This window comes from Chryseobacterium gleum, assembly GCF_900636535.1.
Lineage (GTDB): Bacteria > Bacteroidota > Bacteroidia > Flavobacteriales > Weeksellaceae > Chryseobacterium > Chryseobacterium gleum.
Window position 1 is genome coordinate 1,626,416 of record NZ_LR134289.1, and the last position, 25,861, is coordinate 1,652,276.

Below are 25,861 nucleotides of genomic sequence, written 5' to 3' on the forward strand. Positions count from 1 at the left end.
ATGAAGCCAGCGGGAAATCATTTCCCTGGAATCAATTACAATGATAAGAAGGTAGAAAAAGGAAAAGGCGAACTGATGCTGATGAAAAACTTCCCTTCATTTATCAATAAAGACGGTGACAAGCAACAGGTAAGGGATTATTTAAAAGCGATATCCAAAAGTACGAAAGTACAAAAACCGCAATTCCATGCTGTAATCTCCACTAAATTTCAGGATCATACCAAAGAAGAGCTCACAGAGATCAGTGAAGATTTTATGAATAAAATGGGTTATGGGGAACAGCCTTACATAGCAGTTTTTCACAATGATACTGAGAACAATCACATCCATATTGTTTCCACAAGAGTAGATAAGCAGACCGGAAAAAAGATTGATGACAGTTACGAAAAGCTAAAGGCGCAAAAAGCTTTGACCAGGGTGATAGAAAAACTATATGGAATTAATGAGAAGGAAAAATTAGATAAACTCTTGAACTATAAAATTGGCTCTTTTCAGCAACTTAGGACTTTGCTTAACAGAAATGGTTATCAACTTAGCGAAAACACAAATGATGGAAGATCCGTTACCATTTCAAAAAACGGCATAGTACAACGAAGGTTCTCAGCTGATCAAATTGTTTTCAGCAATAAAATGAACGAGAAACGGGTAAAGCAGATCAGAGCCATTTTTTCAAAGTACAAAGGGCTGTATTCTAATAGAGTATTCAGGGTTGATGACTATAGAAAGCAGGAAGCCATGCTTCCGGAGGAAAAGCACAAAGATCATTGGAAACCGGAAATAGAATTTGAAAGCGAGCTTCAGAAAAAACTGAGGGACCTCTTCGGAATTGATGTCGTATTTCATCATAAGGATGGCAACAAACCTTTTGGTTATACATTGATCGATCACAAGACAGGCGCAGTTTATAAAGGCGGTGAAATCATGAAAATGGGTAGCTTATTTGAATTCACCTCGGCAATAATGAATAAAAGACTTTTTGAGCAGTTGAAAGATTACAGCATTCCCAATGCTGAAACCAAAAACGTACTGCTGAAATATTTGAAAGCAACCTATCCTGAAAATGAACTGAGCGATTATATGCTGTTTGACAATAAAAAACTGAAAAACAAAGAAATATTCAATAGGATCAGGAATGATGTAAAACAATATCTCAAAACCCAGGGTAAATATGATGTAAGCCTGGTGAGATCAGAGGACGGAAAATATTATGCTGTTCATTCCAAGCTGCATTTTATCGGAGAACTGCAATTGTTGATTGGCGAACAACAGTATCAAAAGTTTCTGAATCCGAAAATTAAAAGTGAAAAGCTGGCCGAAAGTAACACCGAAAAGGAATTTAAACAGGCCGTCAATGAAATGCTTTTTGAATGGCAGAATAGCTCAGGCGGAGCAAAAGACCTGGTGGAGGATGAGCGGAAAAAACGGAAGAAAAAAAAGAGATAAACGAGGTGCGTTCGATTGGGCCACCCGGAAACGAAATAGGCAGCAAAAAAACAAAAGCGATGATCATAACATTTGGAACACAAAAAGGAGGAACTGGTAAAACCACGCTTGCGATTGCTTTTGCCAATTATATTTCGGGAATGTCTGAAAGAAAGGTTAAAGTTTTCGATTTTGATTTTCAGAAATCTTTCTGTCATAAATGGCGAGAAGACGAGGAATCAGATCTGCCGAAGCTTTATGATGTAGAGATCATCGATGAGGACAACGAGCAGCCGTTCTCGGACTTTGAACATCTTATTGAAATGAAGGAAAGTGAAGATGTCCATCTTTTTGACCTGGCTGGAACCTTAGATGCGCGTTATAGTGATCTACTGATCTACAGTGATTTTATCGTAATCCCGTTTGAATATTCCAATGTCTCCGCTAAATCAACCCTTGTGTTTATCAATTTTTTAGGATTGCTCGAAAGCCAGGCAGAACGGATATTCATACGGTCGAAATACGATAAAGGCTATAAATACCAGAACCAGGAAGGTATGGATGCTGAGATCAGCAAATACGGAATACTGTTGAAAAGTCCTGTATTCAAAAGGAACTGTCTTCAGACCATTGATACAAGAAAACTGACTTATGAACAGAAATATGCTGTGAAAAATCCATTTATGGAATTGATTAATCACATTAACCAAAAGCTGGAAATTAACCTATAATAATTCAACCTACTAAAAACACTTTACCCACGATGATCAAAATATGTATTACCATTCTGGCCGTTTATCTGCTCTATTACGCAGGAAATATCCTTTATGACCTTTTCCTTAAAAAGGACACTGTCTTAAAAGACGAAGAAGGTGAAGAATTCGCCCTCGCAGCCTTTGCTGAGGTAAATACGAATGAAATAATAGAGGTCAACATTGATGATGTGGAACAGCTCAGCACCCCAACTTCGTTCCACAAAAAAGAGCCTTTCCCTTCTACTGAAGAAGACACTGATGAAAACCGGCACCTTGATTACTACCGACAGAAATTTGAATCTGAGCAAGCTATCAATATGCTAGAAGATACGTATAACATCGATGAACATCCGACGACACAACACGATTCAACAGATCAAGAAGATAGTCAATACATTGAAAGCAGAGAGTTCTCAGAACTGCCTTCTCAAAATGATGAGATTCTCCAAGCTGAACAAAATAAAGAAGATGCTTCTCAAAGGCTGAAACAGCAATTTAACCAATTCCTCAATCTGGCTGAAACCCACGTCCAGGTACTTGCAGACCGTGACGGATTCAAGGTCTACCATTCAATGATCTAGAAAGGAAAACGACAATTTTCAATACACCAATGATCCGCTCTATTGAGTCGGATAGCACATTTCCTATGCCTTTTTCTAAGCAAAAACACAATTCAATATAAAATTTCAATATGATGAAAAACACGCACAAACGTTACCTGACAACAAAAAAATTATTCACCGCAGCATTGCTACTGCTAGCCGTTACACCAATGCTGGCGCAAGGCGGTGCAACAGCCATTTCAAACGCAGCCAATGATATTAAAGACTATTGGGACCCGATAAAGCTGATCTTAAAAGCCGTCGGCGGATTGGTTGGTTTTATTGGCGGTCTGAGAGTGTATAATAAATGGACCAACGGCGACCAGGACGTCAACAAAGAAATCCTGGGTTATGGCGGTGCCATGATCTTCCTGATCGTTGTTCCGGAATTCGTAACCTCCTTTTTTGCCTAAAATGGGATTCTACCTTTACAAGGGGCTGAAAAAGCCTCTTGTATTCTTCGGGCTTAAAGGCAAGTACATCATTTACGCCGTGGCAGTTATCGGCGCTGGCGTTGTTGCCGCCCTGGTACTATCCAAATTCGGATTGCTCGGCTCACTCCTGGGGCTTGCAACAACAGCCGGAGGTGTTTACCTGATCTTCAAAAGACAGGACAAATACGGTCTGTATAACAAGACCAAACACTTCGATCACATCTTCATTTTCCCAAAAAGACTAAACAATAATAAAATTTTAAAGAATGGCAACAGCAAAAAAACAAGTATTTGACATTCCGTTCATCGGCTACGATTACGGAAAGGATTTCAATTGGGATTTTGACGTGCTGTTTGGACAATACGGCAATCCCATCATCGGGATCAGAATCAAAAACATCGTTCAGCAGTATTCTGCTGATCCGGACAATTACCTGGAATTTCACACCGTATTAAATCAGGTGGTCTCCATTATAGGCGAAGGACGGATTGTTCAAAAACTGGATATATTCACTAAAAAGAAATATACTGCTGAGCCATCCACCCAATTCCTCCAGCAGAAATATTCAGATCATTTTGAAGGCAGACTCTTCAAAACTATTGAGACCATTTTGCTCTTTACTGATATAGTCGACGACAAACTGAAAAAGAAAAACAAACATTACAATTTTTCCGAAAAGAGTTATAAGGAGCTTCGTGATAAATCTCAGAAGGTATTTATGCTGTTAAAGCAGAATGACTGCGAGCCTGAATTTCTGTTTGAGAAAGATTTTGAATATTACATTTCCGGAGTTTTGTCTATGCAGTTTTCTGAGATTCCCACTTTTGACAATATCAAAAGTACCAACGCGTACTTGCAGATCGGAAACCGCTGTGTCAAAAACATTTCCTATGTCGATGTGGAAAATATTGACCTTCCTTCTGAAATAGAGTCCTACTCTATTCTAGGAGGCAATGGAGCTGCCGCGGAAACGGCCGTTGATAATTTTACCTTTATCAATGAGCTTGAAAACTATGAAACCATAGTTTACAATCAAGTCATAACGATTCCAATCCAGGCCCAGCAGCAAAGGGAGCTCGATAAGAAAAAGAAAAAACACGAAGGTGCAGCCAACAACTCGCCGTCCAATGCCATCATCGCAGAAGAGATCCAAACCTTGCTGCATAATATTGCCATTGACGGTCAGCTAGTGGTCAATGCTCATTTTTCCCTGATATTTTCAACAAACACTATGGAAGAAATGGAAGGAATCCAGTCCATGATTGAGAATAAGCTCTTCACAAAAGGGATTATCGTTTCAAAAAATGCCTACAACCAGATGGAGCTGTTTCGGGCAGCCATTCCGGGTAACGCCACAGAACTCAGGGAGTACGATCTTTTCATGACGACAAGCGAAGCGGCCTTGTGTTTTTTTTTTAAAGAAAGTTATCCCGTGAATGAAGAATCTAACTTCTACCTGAGATTTACAGATCGGCAGGGCGTTCCGTTAAAGGTTGATCCCGCTGATCTTCCAATGAAAACCGGGAGGATCAATAACCGAAACAAATTTGTTTTAGGACCATCCGGCTCCGGGAAGTCATTCCTGATGAACAATATTGTTGAGCAATACCTGACCTATAATTATGATGTGGTGATCGTAGATACCGGAGATTCTTATTCAGGAACCTGCAAATATAAAGGCGGTAGATATATTCAATACACCGAAGAAAAACCGATCACGATGAATCCTTTTCTAATGGATAAAAAAGAGTTTAATATCGAGAAAATTGAATTTTTAACCAACCTTATCTTCCTGATATGGCAAGGTCCGGATGCGACAGTATCGTCTGCACAGAAATCCATCCTGGATAATGTGCTGATGTCCTATTATCATCAATATTTCAATTCAGGAACCGAATGGTATAACCATAAAACTTCAGAAGAGCTCATTCTTTATCTCAACAAGTACAATATTCACGAAGAAGATGTTTTTGCCGAATATGAGAGCGAGGTCCAGGAGCAACGAACGTATTATGATATTTTAGGAATTGCTTTCGATGCCAGCCCGGATGAAGTGAAAGAAGCAGGAAGAAAATTATTGAAATTCTATCATCCGGATAAGAATGCCAATAATCCTGACTATGACAGTGAACAATTCTACAAAGTTTACGAGGCTTACGAAACGTTGAATGATATGGAGCGAAGAAAGATCTACGATGAAACACAACTCATCTTGATCAGATCTGCAGAAATTATTAAACATCCGGAGACGGCAGAAGATTGGAATGAATCGTTGAGAAAGGCAATTATCAAAAAGATCAAAGAACTTGAAGAAAAGTTGCCTGCCAAAGAGCTTTCCTTCAACGGATTCTATGATTACTGCGATAAATTCCTGCCGCTTTATCTTAATAATAAAAAGCACAACATTACGGAAAGAGAGTTCAATCTCAGGACGTTTTTGTTTGTATTGAGGGATTTTTATAAAGGCGGAAGATATGCGACCACATTGAATGAATCTGCCGATAATAAGCTGTTCGATGAAGCATTTATTGTCTTCGAAATCGACAACGTGAAGGACAATCCGAAATTGTTTCCGATCGTAACACTCATCATTATGGACACGTTTATTCAAAAGATGAGGCTACGTAAAGACCGAAGAAAAGCCCTCATCATTGAAGAGGCCTGGAAAGCGATTGCCAGTAAGCTGATGGGCGGATATATTCTGTATCTCTACAAAACTGTAAGGAAATTTTGGGGTGAAGCCGTAGTTGTAACGCAGGAATTGGATGACATCATTGGAAATGCCGTAGTCAAAGATTCCATTATCAACAATTCTGACACCTTTATCCTGTTAGACCAAACCAAGTTCAAGGACAATTTTGATCGCATAGCGTCTTTGTTATCGCTGAATAAAGTGGAGCAAAACAAGATCTTCACGATCAACAATCTCAACAATAAATTCGGCCGGAGCCGCTTCAAGGAATTTTACCTGAAGAGAGGTTCCAAGGGTGAGGTCTATGGCAATGAGGTGTCGCTTGAGCAGTATCTGACTTATACGACCGAGAAGCCTGAGAAATCAGCAGTTGAATATTATGTGCAACAGTATGGCAATTATGACGAGGCTTTGGTAAAGATTGTCTCGGACTTAAAAGCCTTTGGCGACAGTCTTGAAAACCTGGTGTCTTTAGTGAATTTGTACCAGAATCCTTTGGATCATAAAGTTGTCTCTTACTACCAAAGGATGAAGAAAAACCACCCAGGGAAAAATATTTTCAAGATCATCTCACAGGAATTGGAAGACCTTGATATCAGCTTTTCGGAATTGATAACTAATAAAGACTACCAATATGACGAAGTTTAGCATGCTATTTTTAGGGTTCTGTGGATTGCTATCCGCTCAGAATACCTACATCGATCCAACGGTAACCGCTGCAATGATTCTTTATTCGGAAAATCTGAAAGCCAAGCAGAATGAGGTTATTGATGAAACCTCGAAGTTAAAAGATGCGCAGACCTGGGTGGGAACGCAAATGGTTGCTGCCAATGACATTCAGAATAAAATACTGAAAGGCTTAAAAGAGGTTTCCGGAACATTACAAAACGGTATCCAGGTTAAGGAAATTTATTCCGAATTAAACAAATGCTATACGTATTCCTCGCAAGTGGTCCAGTTGGCATCACAGCATCCGCAGTATGCCATTTTTGGGGTAAAAGCTTCACAGAAAACCTATGAGCAAAGCCTGAAGATCGTAACGGATGTATCGGATATTTTGGCTTCGGGTGAGCTGAACTTGGCTACTGCCGGAGACCGCTACAAGATCCTGCACAACATTTCAGGGAATGTGAAAAACCTAAAGCTGTGGCTGTTGGCCATTAAGCTGCGACTGGAAAAAGCCAACAGGCTGGGATTCTGGAATTCCATTAATCCTTTTGCCGGATACATTAATACCGATAAGGCCATTGTGGATGATATTATGAACCGCTACAAACGGAATTTTTAAACTCAAAATGATGAAAAAGAACCTGATCTGTGCCCTGTTCCTTGCTGCAGCTTATTGCCTGTTGACATCATCAGGTGGTGGTTCTACGCCAGCGTGGCAACAGGAAAATGTTTCTTTCCCGATGATGGATCTTGAGATTAATGCTACAATGAAGGAACACGATCGGCAGAAAGAGATGCGGCAAAAGCAAACACTCAATGCGTCAGTAGAAACGGCTAACCAATCACAATGGAAAAACTTTAAGGAAAAAGTCACCAAAATCCAGGACAGGCTTCGTATCGTGTCATTTGCCATACAGGCGATTCCGGCAGGAGTAGCAGTGAGCAGGGAAATCACCAAGATAACGAATAACCAAACTGCGATCATTAATGAGATCAATACTGCGCCTTATTCCATCATTGCAGTTTTACCTTCACAGGTGCAGTTTGTAGATGATCTTCAAATGACCTTACGATTATTGACAGGAATTATTTTGTCATACGGAGCGATCAACCAGATGGAACAATCGGAGCGCAAGATCTTACTGGACTATGCTTTGGGAGAGGTCAAAGCGCTGAGCAGAAATTCCACGCATATGCTTTTAAAAATAAAGGATATAAAAGCTAAGGTTTTACGGAACAAAAGAACTTTCCAATACTATGTCAACAGGGACCGGCAGGTCGTGCAAGACATCATGAACAACATCAAATCCTTTTAGTTATGAAGAAAATATTCACCTTCAGTATTGTTTTGTTTTCGATTGCGGGAGTTCAGAGCCAGCAGATCGTAATTAACGACAAGTTGCTGTCACAGATCACGGTCAATCATGGGGTACGTTTAGCCAGTGAGCAGGCATTCCTGGATTCTTACAAAAAGCAAAAAGAATTATACGAGGATATTAAAAACAAAACAGCACAGGTCATTGCGATACAGGAATACATCTATCAGCAGTTGAAAAATGTCAATTCTGCATTAACCCAGAGTAAAAAATTGATGTACCTCTACCAGTATCTAGGGAAGATTGTCAGCAATTCCAATAAGATGCTGGACCTGTCCGCACAGCATCCTGAATATGCTATGCTGGTTTCAAAATATTATGTTGAAATAGGAAAACAGGTCGTCAAGCTCCAGCAGGAAGTTGCACAGGATATTATGAATGAAGATAAGGATTTCCTGATGGATTCAATGGATCGGGAAATGCTTATTGAAAAAGTGTTTACACGGGTAAGAAATATTCACGGCAACATTCTCTATATCATTTTAAGACTGGAAAATGCCAAGAAGATCCCATACCTGTATCAGGTTCCGGTTCTAAGGAATTACATCAATATCGATAGGGCAATCGTCGGAGATATTATTACTAAATACAAATACATCTTCAATTAAAATTATGGAAACATTAATAAAAAAAATACAGCTATTACAACTTCTGTTAGCTTCCTTCCTGATATTCGGACAAGTCAGTGTTAAGAGGCTGAACGATCCTTCCATCGTTGCCCAGCACAAGCGAATGACTTTTGAAAGCTGGGGAGACTGGCGGCCATATCCGAAATATTTCCTAGGCATCCAGACCAATTTTGCTTATGCGACGGTTTGGGGCATATGGGCTCCCAAGATCAACAGGGATTATAAAGATGGAGAAGATATCCGCCCCTTAAAACCTACCGGAGAACAAAATCTACGATTCGCACAGCTCAAGTTCCAGGAAGAAGAAGCCAAGAAGATCAAGGCTGCCTCCGATACGATCTACAAAAGAAGCGTTCAGGACCTGGCGCACTGGACTTCGGCCACAGTCGATGCAGATCCACTTTGGCTGCTGTATTACAAACGAATGCTCAAACCTGTTACCGAATTTCCGGACAACCCGCAGAATTTCATCGAATGGCGGCTGAAAGACCAACAGACCTATGAAATGCTCAATACAACCGGCACCTTAAAAAGATTACAGGAGGAACTGGATATGATCAAGGAAAAGTACTCATTGTCACGCTCGATGGATATGCCAAGGGGAAAACGCTTCATTATGTATCATGAAACGATAATCCGTTGGCGCAAATTTGTTCAGGAACTAAGGAAGTACAATAATAAAACAACGCTGCTTTTGGATTACAAAAACATCCTGAACAGTCATCTATCCACGGCATTGCCCAATCAATGGACGCCTGCTTCAGACAAAGGCATTGTTCAAAATGTAATGCAGAAATACAAAAACAGATATTAGCTATGAATAGAAAACCAACATTAATTTTATGCCTTCTGGCTATATTACTGCCGATAATGGGTTTTTGCCAGACTGACGGCGATTACAGTAACCTGCTTCAATTTCTAAAGGGTGATGGTGCTTTTGAAAAATGGTTTATGGAGGTCTTTACCAAACTGGATACCAATGTTCAGGACAATGCACAAGGCTCAGCATTAGTAGGAAGGGCGATTGGAGGATTGGGAGCATTGATGTATCTCGGCTATATGGGATGGCAGATGGCTGCCGGAGACCGTGAGTGGGAAATCACCCCGATGCTTAAACCGATACTTATTGGGTTTACCCTCGTCTATTGGACGGGATTTGTCAATCTGCTACAGGCGCCGTTTGAAGCCATCGCCGAACCCGGAATTGCTATTTTCAGTGATATAGAATCCGAGGTCAATGACCTGAGGATACAGCGATTCAAAAAACAACAACAATTATTGGATGCGGTCATTAAACTCAATGCAGAAGAAGATGCCAAACAGGAGGTAATTAACAATACTTCAAAAGATGCGGATGATTCCTGGTTTGATATCAGTGAGGGGATTGATAAACTGTTACAGCCTATCAAGGAATGGCAGATCAGGATGCAGTTCCAGATGCAGAAACTGGTCGCCGAAGTGATCGAGTTTGTCTGCCTTTCCATCCTTAGAATTTGCGTCTATCTCATCTTTTTCATTCAGAAGATCTGGGCTTATATTTTAATTATACTGGGACCCATCGCTGTCGGGATGGCACTGGTACCGGGATTTGAAAACTCCCTATACAGCTGGGTTTCTAAATTCATCAATATTAATCTCTATACGTTTGTGGCGTACACGATCATTAACATCGGTCAGCAGCTTATTGCTTCCGGTTACACCATGGAAATAGAACGATACGATACCTTACTGACCAACGGAACAGTCACCAACCTGGATGCTCTAATGGTCTACGTCAGCAATTCCGGAATGATCTATAACCAGCTCTTTACCTGTGTCGCCTACATCGTGACTGGTACTGGGGTATTAATGACCCCAACCATTGCAGACAGTATTGTTTCTGCTGGCGGAGCAGGTGCCATGACGAAAATGAAAAATGCAGCCGGAAAGGTGGCGAGCACTGCCAAAACTGCTGTAATGGCGGTAAAAACAGGAGGCGTATCTGCTGTAAAATCTGCAGCAGCGGGTTCTGCATCCGGAAGGGTGGAAAAGGCAATGAAAAATGGAAAATAAAATCAACTATTAATTATCAATTATAAAATACAGATGCTTATCAAAAATATAGAACACAGAATCAAGATCAATAAGATCGTTTCGTTGTCAGCCATTGGCTTTGCTGTATTTGTAGTCATTGCGGGGTTTTTCTTTTCATATCGGATGATCCAGGACTCCCGGAAGTCTATCTATGTTCTGGATAATGGAGTTCCGGTTTTAGCCAAACAAACAGATGTCCTTCTGAACAGGCCTGTTGAATACAAAGCACAGATCGAATTATTCCATCGGCTGTTCTTTACATTGGCTCCAGACGATGCCTACATCAAGGAGAATATTCAAAAGTCTCTTTATCTCATTGATGACAGCGGGAAAAAGGAATATACCAATCTTCGGGAAAAAGGCTTTTACAATCAAATCGTGGCTTCAAGCTCGATGGTGAGCATCCATGCTGATTCTATTCATCTTAGTATGGAGCAGAACAAATTTCAATTCTTCGGAAAGCAGATGATCACCAGGAAATCATCGGTCATCACCAGAAAGCTCATCACCGAAGGCTTCTTTGAGGACATCATCAGAAGTCCCAATAATCCACACGGCGTGCTGCTGAAAAACTGGCGTATCATCGACAACGAAGAAATCTCTAACCAAACTAAAAACTCGTACTAAAATGAATGCTTTTATAAAACAAACCGGGCAAAGATGGCTAGCCGGTGCAGTTAAAAATCCAAAAAGATTCTATATGTATTCAATGATTTTTCTTTCGGTTTCTTTCACTGGCTCGCTGATACAGGGAATTTTCTTTCCTTCTGATACCTCATTTAAAATAAAGCCCCCTGTTCTTTATTCCAACAAGGTCGTCAGTCAGAATCCTATTTCAGTCCAACATAAAGAAATGGAAAAGATTGTTGGCGAACTCAAATTACTAAAAACTAAGAGGGATGGGAATGCCTTACAAAAAGAGGATAGCTTGAGAATAGAGTTTCTCTTTAACCGATACCAGCAATTGAAAGATGGCCGGTAGCACCGGAGGCAATTTATTTAAAAATTAAAACGCAATGAAGAAAATTAATTTCAAACAGAAAAAATACGTGCTGCCGCTTTTGGCGCTGCCTTTCCTGCTTCTTTTCGGCTATGTCGGGGTGCAGCTTACTAAAGAGAATAAACCCAAAGACAAACCCAAAGAGCTTTCCCTTTCACTGGGAGAAACCAAGGATTCTATTATGAATAAGAATGACGCTTACGACGCATTTTTCAAAAAAGATGACAACCGGACAATGCTCGAAGGACTGGATAAGGAACAAGATAGCTTACTAAGCTATGATGATCAGTTGTCATTAGCACAAAAGAGAAAAATTGATTCCCTTAAAGCGGTGTCATCAAGGCAGAGCCGATATCAGGCCAAAGCAAACCCTTCATCATATTATGATCCAAAGCAGCATAATGAGGATAAAGATTTCAAAAGGTCTTCTGAAATTATCAGGATGCTGAATGATAAATATTATGGCAAATCAGAAACCAGCCACTCAACTGAAAATTCTAAAGGGACAAACAATGTCCAACCTGACCCTGTTAAATACCTGAAGCAGCAAATGCTCGTGATGGATTCCCTGGAAAAAGCCAGAGATCCAGAATATCAAAGCAAATTGGCAGCGGAACAAAGGCTCAAAGCCAATAAGGAAAAGATGGAAGAGTTTCTGAATTCCACATTTAATGTCAGCAAATCAGGAATTAACAGCGTGTTCAATGCTTTTTATAAAGAAAAGGAAAACAGCTTCATCAAGGCTGTTATTGACGAAAACAATAAAGGTTTTCTCGGCAGCAGGATAAGGTTCCGCTTATTGGAAGACATTTTTGTGGGCAAGCGGAAAATCAGTAAAGGCTCCATACTTTATGGACAGATCTCCGGATTTTCGATGCAAAGAGTTGATCTTAAAATTATATCTGTATTTACCAACGGTGAAATTTTTCCTGTCAATCTCTCCATCTACGATGTGGACGGAATGAAGGGTCTCTATGTACCGCAAAGCGTTTTCCGGGATATGATCCGGGAAATGGGAAGCAACTCGGTTCAGGGAACCCAAATGGATGTGGGCGGACAGGGATTCTTTACAAGCATCGGTTCCAAATTATTCACTTCCACCTCTAAATCAATAGCCAATCTAATCAAAACCAATAAAGCGAAACTAAAATACAACTCTTATGTATTCCTGATTGACGAAAAACAACTTAAAGATTCGCAAAACCAGCAAAATAAATAATATAATGAAAACCTTATTGTACAGCCTATTACTATTGACAACGCAAATTGTAACAGCGCAGACTGCGACTACTGAACAAATTATTTCTGAACTGCCGGAACTGGAGATCACGGAGGGCATCAATCTTCATATGATCTCTCCGGAGCCCATTCAGTATGTTGATCTATCTACCGATAAACTGACGGGCGATCTCCCGGCTAACAATATCGCCAGAATTAAAATTACCGACAACACTATCTCCGAAAAGGATAAAAAGAAACAAAACATTTCTTTTTTCAGCGGAGATACGGTGGGAATCATCACTGTTGTCGGGCAGTCCTTCATTGCACAGTACAAAGCAGTGTATAGAAACCAGGATAATCTCAATACGATAACCAATATCCACATTCAACCAGAAGCGATGCAGCCCATCGAGTTCGATAAAATGACTTTCTCAAACGGTGAACTGAGGAAATTTGCAATGGATATTATTCAGAATAAGGCTGAAAAAAATCCGCTCAGGAAAGAAAAAAATCTTAATCTCAGCATGCAGCTGAATAACGTCTACGTCGTTGGCGACTATATTTTTCTTGATATGACTTTTAAAAACAGTTCCAAGCTGAGCTATGACCTGGAAGACCTCAAATTCTCCATTGAGGATAAAAAGATTCATAAAGCGACCAACAATCAAAGCATCGAGATGACACCTGTCTTCCGGCTAAATCCTCAAAAGCACTTCAGGAAAAACCTCAGAAATATATATGTATTTAAAAAGTTCACCTATCCGAACTCCAAGGTTATGGTGATACGCTTAATTGAGGAACAGCTCTCCGGAAGGACTATTGAAATGAAGATCAATTATTCAGATATTCTTAAAGCTGACACTTTTTAAAACTTAATTATGGAGGTGTCTATTAGTTTAGAGCAAATGGTGAATGCTTTTTTTTATCTGATAATGGTGACTTCTGTAATTGTTTATGCCATACTGATTAATTCAATGATTAAAGGAAACAAGGAACGTGATGTCTTCCTTGATAGATTTAAACTGAAATATCAGGAGCAGCAAAATCAATTAAAGAACCTTGATCAAGATTACAGATATCTAAGAAAATTTTATGAATCAATTGAGAAGTTTAGCGAAGAAGCCAGCCGGTTTTATATTGTTGAGAAGACGGAAAAGCGAGCACAAGAATTAGTTGATCAGTTAAGTCGGTTGGACGAGAGCCTTATAGAAATGCAGAAACAACATGAAAACATGTTTAAAAAACAGCAGAAGCTGCATCGTGATTTACTTACGGAACACAAATTACTGAACGAATACTTTAATAACTATTCCTAATGCAAGAACAACAACATCAGATCAAGATCTACGGATTCCTGCAAAAGGCAGTCTATGCAGTCGTTGCACTGGATTGTACTTCGCTTTTTTACATGAGTGCTAATGTCCCGGTGGTCTCCAATCTATTGAAGAACTTCTCGAAAATGAGCTTTATTTATCCACCGGTAAATGCTAAAATAGCCACCTTTATTCTGATCGGGCTTGTTGCCATCGGGACCAGGGCAAAGAAAAAGAAAGATCTCAATATCGCCACGGAAATTGTCGTTCCAATGGTAACTGGATTAATGATGATGTTGGCGTCACTAATTTGGCAGGAAGAAGCAGGGAATACAAAACTTCCAAAAGTACTTCCCGGACTCAACCTATTCCAAGTCATCTATGCGGTTCTTTCTTTTATAGGAGCTGTTATCCTTCAGATGGGAGCTGATAGCATTTCTAAACTAGTACAGCAGAAAATAGGAAAAGATAGATGGAACATTGTGGAAGAAAGTTTTGACCAGAATAAGGAGATGGTTAACACTGATACAAGTATCAATATTCCATATTTTTTCAGATATAATAATAAAACTTATAATGGTTATATCAATATTGATCCTTTTAGGGGTACTATTGTAATCGGAGTACCCGGTTCTGGAAAATCTTTTGGAGTGATCAATCCGGCGATTCGTCAGATGATCGCTAAAGGTTTCTGCCTCTGTATTTATGATTTTAAATTTCCGGACCTGGCGCAGATTGCCTATTATCATTATCTATTGAAAAAAAGTAAGCAATCTGATTACAATTATAGTTTCCACATCATCAACCTGAATGAAGTCGAAAGATCAAAAAGGGTTAATCCTTTTCATAAAAAGTATATCCAGACTTTGGCAGAAGCTCAGGAAATGGCAGAATCAATGGTTTCCTCACTCCAAAAAGGAGGAAGCAGCTCCGGTGGAGGATCAGACGCGTTCTTTACCCAATCAGCAATCAACTTTCTGTCATCCTGTATTTATTTCTTTGCCACGCTTGAAAACGGAAAATATTCGGACCTGCCACATATTCTTTCATTTATGAACCGCAGCTATCAAGAGATCTTTGATACGTTGTTTACCAATGAAGAAATTGGCTCATTGCTTTCACCCTTCAAAACGGCTTACGACAACAAAGCTTTTGATCAGCTGGAAGGGCAGATTGGAACTTTAAAGATCTTCCTTTCAAGGTTGGCTACCAAAGAAAGCTTTTGGGTTTTTTCGGGCGATGAAGTTGAATTGAAAATTACCGACAGAGAAAATCCGTCCATTCTTATTTTAGCATCTGATCCCGGAACACAGGATATCAATTCTGCTTTATATTCTTCAATTCTGAATAGAACGCTGCGCCTGATCAATTCGAAGCATAATCTCCAGGGAGGAATTATTGCAGATGAGTTCCCAACCATTTATATCCATAAAATCGATAATGTGGTTGCAACGGCTCGGAGCAACAGGGTTGCCGTGTTACTTGGCCTACAGGAAATTCCACAGCTAAGACAGTTCTATAAAAAGGAGGTGGCGGATACCATTTCTGCCATTGTCGGAAATATAATTTCAGGTTCCGCCAGAGATAAAAATACATTGGATTGGCTGGAAAAACTATTCGGAAAGATCAAACAGAAATCGTATTCCCAGTCCATATCACAACAGGGAACGACGACCAGCATCAATGAGAAGATGGATAACATGATACCTGCAGGAAAGATTGCAGCGTTGAAGACCGGTGAAATGGTAGGGATGATTGCACAGGGTGAATTAAACGATACAGATGAATATAAAACATCTGCGATTCACGGAAAAATTAATCTGGATATGAAGACCATCAAAAAAGAGAAACATAATTACGTTGCAATGCCGGTCTATTATTCATTTCTGGATAAAAAAGGTAAGAACCGTAAAGAGGAAATACTGATGTCCAATTTCAGGAGGATCAATCGGGAAGTCGAACTTATTGTCAATGAACATATAAAAACAGCATCATGAAATCAATAGCTAGAAATTTTTTAACAGGATTGATTTTTTCTTTTCATCTGTCCATGTTTGGTCAGTTCAATACACTTACACCTGTATTGCCAAAGAAAACAGACAATTCAATAACAGACAGGTACATTCGAGATATCAATGAATCAAAACAAAAAAACGGCAAAAAATTTTGGAAGAATATTTTTCACAGTAATAGCAGGTCAGAGCTGAAAAAAGAACTGGACTCCTTAAAAGCTATCATCAAAGAAAGTTCAGAAGTAAATCGAAATAAATGGAATATGCAAAAAATAAAAGATTCACTGATTTTACAGCTTCATAGTCAAACTGTTAATGTTGAACAAAAAAGGTCTTTATCAATCACAAAAAAGGCTTTTGAAAATGGCTCTAAAGAATTAGCATTCTCCAAAATAGCGATGCCATTGAGCCGTGAAATTTCTATTGCATCCCCGTATGGAACAAGAATGCATCCGGTATTCGGAACAGCCAGAATACATAATGGCATTGACTTAAAAGCCCATTACGAGAATGTATATGCCGTAATGGACGGTATGGTTACTGAAACGGGCTGGGACAGTAAAGGAGGAGGTAATTTTATTAAAGTAAAGCATTACGGCCGTTTTGAAACGGCTTACCTACATCTTTCGGAAATCTACTACAGAGCCGGAGAATTGGTGAAAGCCGGATACATCATCGCAAAAAGCGGTAATTCCGGAAACTCTACCGGAGCGCACCTGCACTTTTCCGTCAGGGAAAATGGAAAGTACATAAACCCTGGACATTTTCTCAATGACCTCATCAAAGCTGATCAGTTGCTTGCTGCATCGTATCAGAACTAAAAAATACAGTCAACAATAAAAATATCATATTATGCAACATCACAATCTACCGACTGAAGACCTCAAAACCTACGGCATCATTGACGAAGACCTGACATTTTCAAAAAAATTAAGTGCTGATGATGTCCAGAAGTTTTTGAGTGGTTATACGATAGTCGCTGACAACAATAAGAATCGTGCTACTTTTCAGCTCACCGACAATAATACCCAACTGAAGGTTATCTTTCTTGAAAGGGACAAAAGCCTCTCGGAAATTCTCAGAAACAGCAAAGAAAAAGTTCAATACACAGACATCAAAGACTTAACAAAATCACCGGACAAATGGAATATAGAAAAAAAGGCTTTCATTTTCGATAAGGAAAATGAGAAAATAGTGGAATTCGATTTTATTAAAAATGCCGCCTCACTCACAGCTATAATCGCAGATAAAAAGGACATTCAGGAATTAAATCGCTATAAAATTGAACTGCAAAAGCTTAAAAACTTCCTCTACGACAAAATTGACCAACACCCTCAGATTGCTAAAGAAATCTCAAATGATATGAATATCGTTTCCAGAGAGATCGATTCCGTAAACAACATATCTGGTGATGAGAAGCAAATGGCTAAAAGTGGTAATTCTAAAATCGAGCTTAATGTCAACGATAAAGATCTATACGAAGATGCCAATCAAATGATAGAGGATGAGGAACAACAGCAAGAAGAAAAACGGAAGTTTAAAAGATAAACCTAACATAACCTTCTGCTTTCTATATCAAGTCATAAAATATAAATATTAAATGGATTTATTTGAAGATTACGACCTACTGCCCGAAGAGTTAAAAGCAGTCTGTGGCCATTGGCAGGAAAAAGCCGCCCACTTAGGACTCGATTATAATGATTGCAAAGCTTTTCAGGAAGAATGCGAGGCTATCGGTTATACCTTTGATTATGGCCTGGATGCGGAGCCGTTTGATTTGCGGCCTATGAATATTGAAAAACAGGACTTTTATACTAATCAAGATCAAACGCCTGCAGCAATTACAAATGCCCTAAACTGGTACGCTAAATACATTACTCCCCTAACACGTGCCTATAAGGATTTTGTAAAAGAAATGGAAAATACTTCTCCGGAAATATTTTTCCATGATGGTGAGCGGAAATTTTCTGATCGCGAGAAAAAATTTATGCAGATTCATTCTCAAAAGAATAGAGGAACTGATAACGAAGCAGATAAACAAAAATTCCTCTCCGATGTCTGGGCTAAAGAATTGAGCAAGAAGACTGAACTGAGTAGTGGTTTGACCTATACGCAAATTGATGAAAAACAGGCTCATCATTACCGCATTTTTGAAGCCGAGCTAAAAAGGTCGGGAATGGATTCTGTCGCACGTCCGTATGAGACAAACTGGGATGAAAATATGATTTCGGCGTCAGATCTTCCGGAAGGCTGGATGTGGAATGATTATGATGATGGAAGTGGTTCCCTTAGGAGTCCAGATGGTCATAGCTATTACAGCTATGACCTTCAAACCCAGGAATGTCGATCACCTTATGGCAATAATGAATGGATAAGTATGAAGGATTTTTATGATGTTCCAAAAAGTTTGGACGAATTTAAACGCGATGCCGAAAAGGACTTAAAGGAATCAGCAGCTCAAAATAATCTCTCTCCAAAACTTTCCGAAGAGGAGAAAAGAAACCTACTTAATTATAGGATATTAAAAAAGGAAAACGAATTCATACTGGACAACTTAGAGATTACGGCAGACCAAAGAAAAGCTTATGCAGAACAAGAGGAATTCGGAACAACAGATGGAGATTATACCCTTACAGAACACCAACTGGACAAAATCCCGGATGTCATCGAAGGTCATGTGATGTCAAAAAATGACAAATATGAGTTAGCTTATGGAGTATTGGAAAGAACACTATATGGCGTTTCGTATGAATTATTGGAAAGCGGCGAAATCCTTAATATTTATATGGACGAAGATGCTTTTCCACAGTACAGAATATTAACAACGAATGATATAAAATTTAACAATCAAAATCCAAACATGATGGAAACACAAAAAGATTTCGACCAGGTACAGTACCTGAAAGACCAGATGAAATACCTTGGCTTCGGTGAAGGTGAACAACTTCACAAAGATCTTGAAAAGGGGATCAATGCTAAAGAACAGCAGTTTGAAATAAAAACAGGTTCGGACAAAGCCTCACCTGGAAACCATGTTGACTTTACATTGAAATTCAACAAAACCGAAAGAGGCGGAATTTTCCTCAATTCATATCAGGCAACATTGACCAATGAGAACAATGAAGAGCGCTCTCACAATTTTCCGGTGAGCAGGGAAAGCAGCTTTACGGCGAAGGAAGCCATTAATCTTCTGGAAGGACGAAGTGTGAAGATTGAATTTCTTAATCCTAAAACCGACCAGGTAGAACCTGCCTTTGTTCAATTTGACTTCAATCAGCCCAAAACCGATAAAGGAAACTACCTTTTCCAGAATTTCTACAAAAAATATGGTGTAGACACCGATAAGATAGCCGACAAAGCTGGCCTTATTTTCGATAAGCCGGAATGGAAAGAAACTGCCATAAAATCCTTGGAGAAAGGGAATATAGTCAAAGTAAAGTTTAAGCAGGATGATTCTGTCATAGAAGGAAAAGCTATTCTTGATCCCCAGAATAGAAACCTTAAACTCTATGACAATGATATGAATCGGCTTAACAGCAATAAGCCATTGGAAGGTTTAGAACAGGATAATAAGCACGAAAAAAACAATGTGAAAGAGCAAAGTATTAAAAGATAATAATACCTGATCATTATCTGAAGGCGGTAAGTCTGATGATTTGCCGCTTTTTTTAAATCAAACAAGATGAAATTAAAATTGACACTATTATCCGCAGCACTTTTATTTGGTTTAATTTCCTGTCATAAAGAAATAAAATCCGAAAAAGGAGGAATCGACATTATTTCGAATGTCTACTTTGATGCGTCTAAAGGACTGGATCAAATGCAGAGCTTTCATATCTCTAAAATGAGCTATTCGTTAGAAGGTCTGATCGAGATTGTTCCGGACCGCTCATTTCCTGAAATCAATAAGCAGCTATTTCTGATCATAGATTCTATGTATTATCCATTGGATTCCGAAAGAAAGACTGCTATACTTTCAGAGATCGGGCTCAAACAAAAACCGCTATCGGTATTTGATAAGAAAGCAGGTGCTGTATTTTCAAAAGAATGGATTCCGAATTACAGGAACAGAAGAAAATTATCTGACACCATTTTGTTTGGGAAACAATACAAGCGTTTCGAGATCAATTCTCCCTGGAACTATACTAGGTTTTATGTTTACCCTACTGACACTATCCTACCCTATTCACTGTACAAGCATGCGGAAAAGGATTATTGCGGCAGGATTGAACGTATTGATTCTTACAATAAGAAGACTGATATTTTCGTAACCCTTCAACTCATTACGAGAAAAGACTGGGATCCGGAGGCTAAAGAACTATTTGAATTTAATCAATTTGTAAATCAAAGTAAGAATGATTGAGCCCATAATTAATGACATTTCTATTATTGAAGGAAATAAAAATGAACTGATCCTTTTTCCAAAAGGTGAGGATGTAAAGTCATTCCAGAAATTGTTAGAAATTAACAGACAATCCAATAGCAGGACGCTTGTTTCGCTGAACACAGCTACCAATACCAAGAAATTCCTGAACCGTTTTCAAAATTTCGATGGAAAGATCTTTCTCTGTTTTGAAGGCACCAGAACCGGAGACGCGCTAACGCTTAAAATCCTTCTGGAATATAAGGAAAAGAACATTAAAGATATTCGAAACGTATATGCAATTTCTCAAAATGGCAATAAAGATCTGACTGCATATCTTGAAAAGAAATTGCAACAACAAAATATAAATTCTAACTTAGTAGAAACAAAACTCTCAGAAGATGCCGAGACTAGAACTAAATCAAGCGGACTATCCGAAACTAAGCACTTGGAATCCGGAACATCTGGACAAAACCTTGTCGGAATTGGTGATGAAGACCAATCCCAACATAACAGAAATTACGGAGTCAGACAAAATATGGGCAGCGACAATGCTGGAAATGGATTTGGAGACACAGAGCGGGACGATTTCAGAGCCGGAGAATCAACAAGAAGAGCCATTGACACAGCAGAATCGCAGAATGATGAACAAAAACATTCCGTGGGGCGAATCATATCCGGGAGAATTGCGCCCAGTGCAGGAAGATACAAAAGAGGATTTTCCGAAATAAGTGATACTTCTACAAAGGAGGTAGAATTAGAAAGTATCATTTCAAAATATAATGGTCAAAAGCTGACCAATGAACAAGTTGCAGAAGTAGTGTCCGCAACTTGTTTTATTTCTGAGAGTAAAGAAGTCTTCATTAATGAAGGCATCTCGATTACCGATGAATTAAAAGACATTTGTGGTCAATTTAAAAGCGGTGGGATAGCCAAGGAAGGTCGTGGGATACTTGACGAATATTATACTGACCGAAAAATCGTAGATGCTGTCAGAAACCTTATTAAAGATCAATTCAAAGGTCAGACTGAAATTTCCGTTTTGGAACCGAGCGTCGGTACCGGAAATTTTTTTTTTATATGCTGCCAAAGACCTGCCAGTGAATGTTAGTATTTCCGCATTTGAGATAAACGAAACTACAGCAAAAATTGCTAAAATTCTACACCCCGAAGCGTCTATTAATGTTCGTTCTTTTGAAACAGAATTTATTGATGAGCAAGGAAACAAAAACGAAATATATCAGCATTATGATTTAATTATAGGTAATCCCCCGTATGGAGAGCATCGGGGTTTCTACAAAGGATTGGGTGAGGAATCGAAAATTTCCAAGTACGAAGACTATTTCGTTAAACGTAGTCTAGATGTTTTGAAACATGATGGAATCTTAGCAATGGTTCTTCCTTCCGGCTGGCTGAACCGCCAGAATAACCTTAAAAATGCTGAGCTTGTAAAAGCTTTCCGGTTACCGACCGGAGCCTTCGCAGGAACAAAGGTTGGGACTGATATTATTTTTCTTCGAAAAGACAGCCAGAAAATCGCGCATAACATTTCTGACCATTTTGAAAGGAATCCCCAAAATATTCTGGGCGAAATCCGCGAAAAACCTAATCGTTTTGGAAGGATGGAACTCTACGTTCACGGAAACCTGGACGAAGCATTAAGTCAGTTACAAAGGCTTCAAGAAGTAAAGAAAACTGAACGGATAGGAAACCTTTTCGAAGATTTGTTATATGATAACCTCGAACCAGAAAAGCAAGCAGACAATATAGTTTCAGCCAAAAAAAGTGATCTGGGAAAAACAGCTGAAATTGATTTTGTAGAGGTTCAGAATAAGATTCGGGCAGTGCTTTCTACTCTTAATGATATAAAATTCAAATCACTTGCAATTTTAAAGGAGACTGACAAATATAAAAAGCTACAAGGTCAATTATCCGAAAATCCAAAAAAATTTAATCAAGAACAACTATCTGAAATTCTTGAAAAGGCTGATCGGGTCATTCAGTCCCACCAAACAAAAAAAGATTCAGAGTATAGGATTCAGACTAAACCGGAAATAAAGAAAGGAGTATTAAAGTACTTGTTTTCCAAAAAAGATGAAATCGTTAATACTTCTCTTCAGAGCAATTCTGATATCTCACCTGAGGAACTGGAAGCTTTTCGAGACACGACTTATGAAGGAGTCTTAAATAAAAACGGTAAGCATCATCAATATGCGAATTTCATTGATGGAAAATGGGTTCATGACTTTTATTATGCCGAAGGAAACATTTATAAAAAACTAGAGCAATTAGAAATTGATTTTAAGGCTTCCTTTTCCGAAGGATACTCAGAAGCTCAATATTTAAAGCAGAAAGCATTACTCGAAAGTGTTCTTCCGAAACCTAAATCTATAGACGAAATATATATTAGCCCCAATCACGAATTTGTGCATCAGTTCGCATTGGGGCAGGTAGAAAAAGAAAGATATAATTATAATACCAAGCTCAGCGAAGTTGTTATTGTTGATTATAATCTAGCGGAAAAATTTAAAGATTTTGTTGGGACTTTATCAAGCGATGCCTTCCAAGGATCTTCAGCATGGGAAGTCAGACAATTTGTTGATAACGATACGGTAACTGGTAGTGACAAGGAAAGAAATGCACTCATAAGGGAAAGAAGAAAAGCCGCCGCTAATGACCTTTTCCAGAAATTTATCCGGGAAGAGTTATCGGATGAGCTTCGGGAGCGATTTGTCAAAGAGTTTAATAGGAATTACAATAATATCCACGTTCCTGACTATTCAAGATTTCCTCTCTTTTCAAAAATTCATAAAAATTTCAAGGGACAAGAACTTAGATTAACCGAGGTTCAAAAAGCAGGCATAGGAAGACTGACAACAAAAGGTGTTGGTCTTCTGGCGCATGAAGTGGGATTTGGAAAAACACTATCAGGAATCCTTTCTATGCACGAAGCAATGGAACGTGGCAATTCTAAAAGACCCTTGATCATTGTACCGAACGACAGTATTCTTAAACAATGGGTGGAAACGATTTTTGAAACGATACCTGATGCTAAGGTTAATGTCCTTGGTAATTTGGGTAACGATTATGATCTTTCAAAATTTGATAACAAAAATGGGGAGATTACAATCGTTACTTATGAAGGCTTTAACAATATCGGATTTTCAGAAAGTATCACTCTGGATCTTTCTTCTAAGTTTTCCTATATATCAGAAAGCGAATTACGAAGTGTAAATTCCATAAGCGAACGGGATTTCCAAAAAGAAATGGAGAAAATCAAAGAAGTGGAGGGCAAAATGAAGCGTGGAAAAATCTACGATTGGGAAGATTTTGGTTTCGATCATATGACCTTCGACGAAGTTCATAACGCAAATCATATTGTAGGTAAAGTAAGAATTGAAGACAGGAGATTCTCTTCCGACTTCAGAAGTCAGAACCAGCAGACTTCCAAATTAGGCATCAATACCTGGATGGCTGCGCAATATATTCAGGAAAAATACAACGGGAGGAATGTCACTCTACTTTCCGCTACTCCATTCACTAACAAACCTCTTGAATATTATTCTATCCTTTCATTGATCGCCAATAAACGTCTGGAAGAATCAGGGTATTTCAATGCCAATACATTCTTTGAAACCTTCATGGAGGCTGATAACGATATGGAGATCGACGCGAAGGGCGATGTGAAGTTCAAAGCCAATGTTCGCAGGTTCAAAAATAATTCTTTGTTCCAGCAGCTTTTATCAGAATTTATTGATATAAAAGGCGAAGAAGATAATCCTGAACTGGTCCGTCCTAATAAAATTAATAAAGAATATAAAATTGAACAAAATGACCTGACTGAGGAACAGTATGAACAATTGACGGATAACTTTGATGAAAATGAAAAGGGGGCAATTCTTACTCATATTCTTAATGCGAGGTTAATTGCTATTTCACCTTATTTGTCGCCGTACTATTATGGAGAATTTCCCTCAGTAGATGAATTTATTGAAAATTCGCCTAAGTTGAATGAAACAATGAATCTGATCCGGCAGAATAAGCGGGACATTCCGGAAGCGGGACAAATCATCTATTCTGAGCTAGCTGTTGCAGAATTTCCAAGGATGAAAGAATATCTTGTGACAAATATTGGTTACAAACCTGAAGAAATAGGCATAATTACGGGCGCGACCACTAAAAGTCAAAGAATATCGATACAAAATGATTTTAACATTGGAAAAATAAAAGTTATTATCGGAAGTGAAGCCATCCAAGAGGGAATGAATCTGCAGGAAAATACCACTGATCTTTATCTGCTATCACTGCCCTACAACTTTACCACATTAAGACAAGTTGAAGGACGTGCATGGAGACAGGGAAACAGACACGAAAATGTGAGAGTTAATTTTATGCTGACCAATGACAGCATCGATGTATTTATGCTTCAGAAGTTGCAATCAAAACAGGCAAGGTACCTTGAAGCTATGAAGAAAGGTGCTGATGTACTTGATATCTCTGATATCAGCACGCAGGAGCTCAAAACTGCCATTATTACAAATCCTGAAACCAGGGCGAATATTGAAATCGAACTGATGAAAAAGAAAATTGAAAGTAAGAAAAATAAGTTTTTAGCGGATTCTGCATTTATATTAAGAAAATATGAGGGATTTACCAAGGTTCAACAGGAGGTAGCAAGAGCGCAACATAGTTATGACAGGATATTAGGTTATTCAAAAGAGACGGGAGAAAATGCAGAGTACTGGACCGATCAGCTGACAAACTATCAGAAAGCTATTGATGCTGCTAAGGCTTTAGTTACAGAGGTTATTGAAGAATTGGCTATGAAAGGTGTGAATGTTCATGAAATTGAAAAGCAAACAAAAGCTACTGAAATCAAAATTGCGCAGCTGGATAAAAAATTAGAGGATCTTCCAGATATTAAAATACATTTACTCGTTCAGTACAAAAAAGAGAAAGAAAAAAGAATGAAAACCAACAAAGAAATAGATTTTATGAAGGAAAGGAATTTCGAGAATCAGGTGCTATTTTCTATTACCCCAAAGGCGGAGGCGCATAATGCAAGTATACTACTTAAAAAAGAGGAGCAAAAAATAGGTAATCTGATTACCGATAAGGATATTAAAAGGACAAGATAGACTTAAATAGTTGTTCACCTCTGGTTTCAAATACATGCTATTGGCATGAAGTAAACAGCTGATATTAGTTACAAAGACAACATATGGACCAGCTTATTTGCATATAAGTGAGTTTAATTTTATATTTATATGAACAAACATATTATTCTTTTTTACAATCC

The 25,861-nt window shown here is 38.7% G+C and carries 23 protein-coding genes; all 23 read left to right on the plus strand.

Annotation, left to right across the window (positions count from 1 at the left end; genetic code table 11):
* Window positions 1-1,443 (plus strand): relaxase/mobilization nuclease domain-containing protein, encoded by a 1,443-nt coding sequence (locus EL165_RS07505; protein ID WP_228370511.1) that lies wholly within the window; start codon window positions 1-3, stop codon window positions 1,441-1,443.
* Window positions 1,444-1,502: 59 nt separating this feature from the next.
* Entirely contained in the window at window positions 1,503-2,153 is a 651-nt protein-coding gene (locus EL165_RS07510) for a ParA family protein (RefSeq protein ID WP_041461432.1), read from the plus strand.
* 32 nt (window positions 2,154-2,185) lie between these two features.
* The gene (locus EL165_RS07515; protein ID WP_002978107.1) at window positions 2,186-2,758 is read left to right on the plus strand and encodes a hypothetical protein; all 573 of its coding nucleotides are present in this window, start codon (window positions 2,186-2,188) and stop codon (window positions 2,756-2,758) included.
* Between the two features lie 110 nt (window positions 2,759-2,868).
* Window positions 2,869-3,192: a DUF4134 domain-containing protein gene (locus EL165_RS07520; RefSeq protein WP_002978105.1), complete on the plus strand. Its 324-nt coding sequence runs from the start codon at window positions 2,869-2,871 to the stop codon at window positions 3,190-3,192.
* A 1-nt stretch (window position 3,193) separates the two neighbouring features.
* Window positions 3,194-3,508, plus strand: coding sequence for a DUF4133 domain-containing protein (locus tag EL165_RS07525; RefSeq protein WP_002978103.1), 315 nt, complete (start codon window positions 3,194-3,196; stop codon window positions 3,506-3,508).
* Window positions 3,480-6,554, plus strand: a complete 3,075-nt coding sequence (locus EL165_RS07530; protein ID WP_002978102.1) for a TraG family conjugative transposon ATPase — start codon at window positions 3,480-3,482, stop codon at window positions 6,552-6,554. The genes EL165_RS07525 and EL165_RS07530 overlap by 29 nt, the downstream gene beginning before the upstream one ends.
* A complete protein-coding gene (locus EL165_RS07535) occupies window positions 6,541-7,194 on the plus strand; it encodes a hypothetical protein (protein WP_002978101.1) in 654 nt (217 codons plus the stop codon). The genes EL165_RS07530 and EL165_RS07535 overlap by 14 nt, the downstream gene beginning before the upstream one ends.
* 7 nt (window positions 7,195-7,201) lie before the next feature.
* Window positions 7,202-7,891 (plus strand): hypothetical protein, encoded by a 690-nt coding sequence (locus EL165_RS07540; RefSeq protein ID WP_002978100.1) that lies wholly within the window; start codon window positions 7,202-7,204, stop codon window positions 7,889-7,891.
* 2 nt (window positions 7,892-7,893) lie between these two features.
* Window positions 7,894-8,559: a hypothetical protein gene (locus EL165_RS07545; protein ID WP_002978099.1), complete on the plus strand. Its 666-nt coding sequence runs from the start codon at window positions 7,894-7,896 to the stop codon at window positions 8,557-8,559.
* 4 nt (window positions 8,560-8,563) lie between these two features.
* The gene (locus EL165_RS07550; protein ID WP_002978098.1) at window positions 8,564-9,394 is read left to right on the plus strand and encodes a hypothetical protein; all 831 of its coding nucleotides are present in this window, start codon (window positions 8,564-8,566) and stop codon (window positions 9,392-9,394) included.
* Window positions 9,395-9,396: 2 nt separating this feature from the next.
* Window positions 9,397-10,632 carry a TraJ family protein gene (locus tag EL165_RS07555; RefSeq protein WP_002978097.1) on the plus strand — a complete coding sequence of 412 codons (1,236 nt, stop codon included), beginning with the start codon at window positions 9,397-9,399 and terminating at the stop codon, window positions 10,630-10,632.
* A gap of 33 nt (window positions 10,633-10,665) precedes the next feature.
* The gene (gene traK, locus EL165_RS07560; protein WP_002978096.1) at window positions 10,666-11,280 is read left to right on the plus strand and encodes a conjugative transposon protein TraK; all 615 of its coding nucleotides are present in this window, start codon (window positions 10,666-10,668) and stop codon (window positions 11,278-11,280) included.
* Between the two features lies 1 nt (window position 11,281).
* Window positions 11,282-11,635 (plus strand): hypothetical protein, encoded by a 354-nt coding sequence (locus EL165_RS07565; RefSeq protein WP_002978095.1) that lies wholly within the window; start codon window positions 11,282-11,284, stop codon window positions 11,633-11,635.
* Window positions 11,636-11,669: 34 nt separating this feature from the next.
* Window positions 11,670-12,872 carry a conjugative transposon protein TraM gene (traM, locus tag EL165_RS07570; RefSeq protein WP_002978094.1) on the plus strand — a complete coding sequence of 401 codons (1,203 nt, stop codon included), beginning with the start codon at window positions 11,670-11,672 and terminating at the stop codon, window positions 12,870-12,872.
* A 4-nt stretch (window positions 12,873-12,876) separates the two neighbouring features.
* A complete protein-coding gene (gene traN / locus EL165_RS07575) occupies window positions 12,877-13,743 on the plus strand; it encodes a conjugative transposon protein TraN (RefSeq protein ID WP_002978093.1) in 867 nt (288 codons plus the stop codon).
* A 105-nt stretch (window positions 13,744-13,848) separates the two neighbouring features.
* Complete coding sequence (locus EL165_RS07580; RefSeq protein WP_126358601.1) at window positions 13,849-14,190, plus strand: hypothetical protein; 342 nt, start codon at window positions 13,849-13,851, stop codon at window positions 14,188-14,190.
* Window positions 14,190-16,184: a type IV secretion system DNA-binding domain-containing protein gene (locus tag EL165_RS07585; RefSeq protein ID WP_002978091.1), complete on the plus strand. Its 1,995-nt coding sequence runs from the start codon at window positions 14,190-14,192 to the stop codon at window positions 16,182-16,184. Before EL165_RS07580 ends, EL165_RS07585 begins: the two co-directional genes overlap by 1 nt.
* On the plus strand, window positions 16,181-17,020 hold the full coding sequence (locus tag EL165_RS07590) for a M23 family metallopeptidase (protein WP_002978090.1): 840 nt from the start codon (window positions 16,181-16,183) through the stop codon (window positions 17,018-17,020). The genes EL165_RS07585 and EL165_RS07590 overlap by 4 nt, the downstream gene beginning before the upstream one ends.
* 31 nt (window positions 17,021-17,051) lie before the next feature.
* On the plus strand, window positions 17,052-17,747 hold the full coding sequence (locus tag EL165_RS07595) for a hypothetical protein (RefSeq protein WP_002978089.1): 696 nt from the start codon (window positions 17,052-17,054) through the stop codon (window positions 17,745-17,747).
* Window positions 17,748-17,799: 52 nt separating this feature from the next.
* Complete coding sequence (locus tag EL165_RS07600; RefSeq protein WP_002978088.1) at window positions 17,800-19,815, plus strand: hypothetical protein; 2,016 nt, start codon at window positions 17,800-17,802, stop codon at window positions 19,813-19,815.
* A gap of 66 nt (window positions 19,816-19,881) precedes the next feature.
* Complete coding sequence (locus tag EL165_RS07605; protein ID WP_002978087.1) at window positions 19,882-20,562, plus strand: hypothetical protein; 681 nt, start codon at window positions 19,882-19,884, stop codon at window positions 20,560-20,562.
* The gene (locus EL165_RS26265) at window positions 20,555-21,673 is read left to right on the plus strand and encodes a hypothetical protein (RefSeq protein WP_232529172.1); all 1,119 of its coding nucleotides are present in this window, start codon (window positions 20,555-20,557) and stop codon (window positions 21,671-21,673) included. Before EL165_RS07605 ends, EL165_RS26265 begins: the two co-directional genes overlap by 8 nt.
* Window positions 21,663-25,700: an SNF2-related protein gene (locus tag EL165_RS07610; protein ID WP_002978085.1), complete on the plus strand. Its 4,038-nt coding sequence runs from the start codon at window positions 21,663-21,665 to the stop codon at window positions 25,698-25,700. The genes EL165_RS26265 and EL165_RS07610 overlap by 11 nt, the downstream gene beginning before the upstream one ends.
* Window positions 25,701-25,861 lie beyond the last annotated feature (161 nt).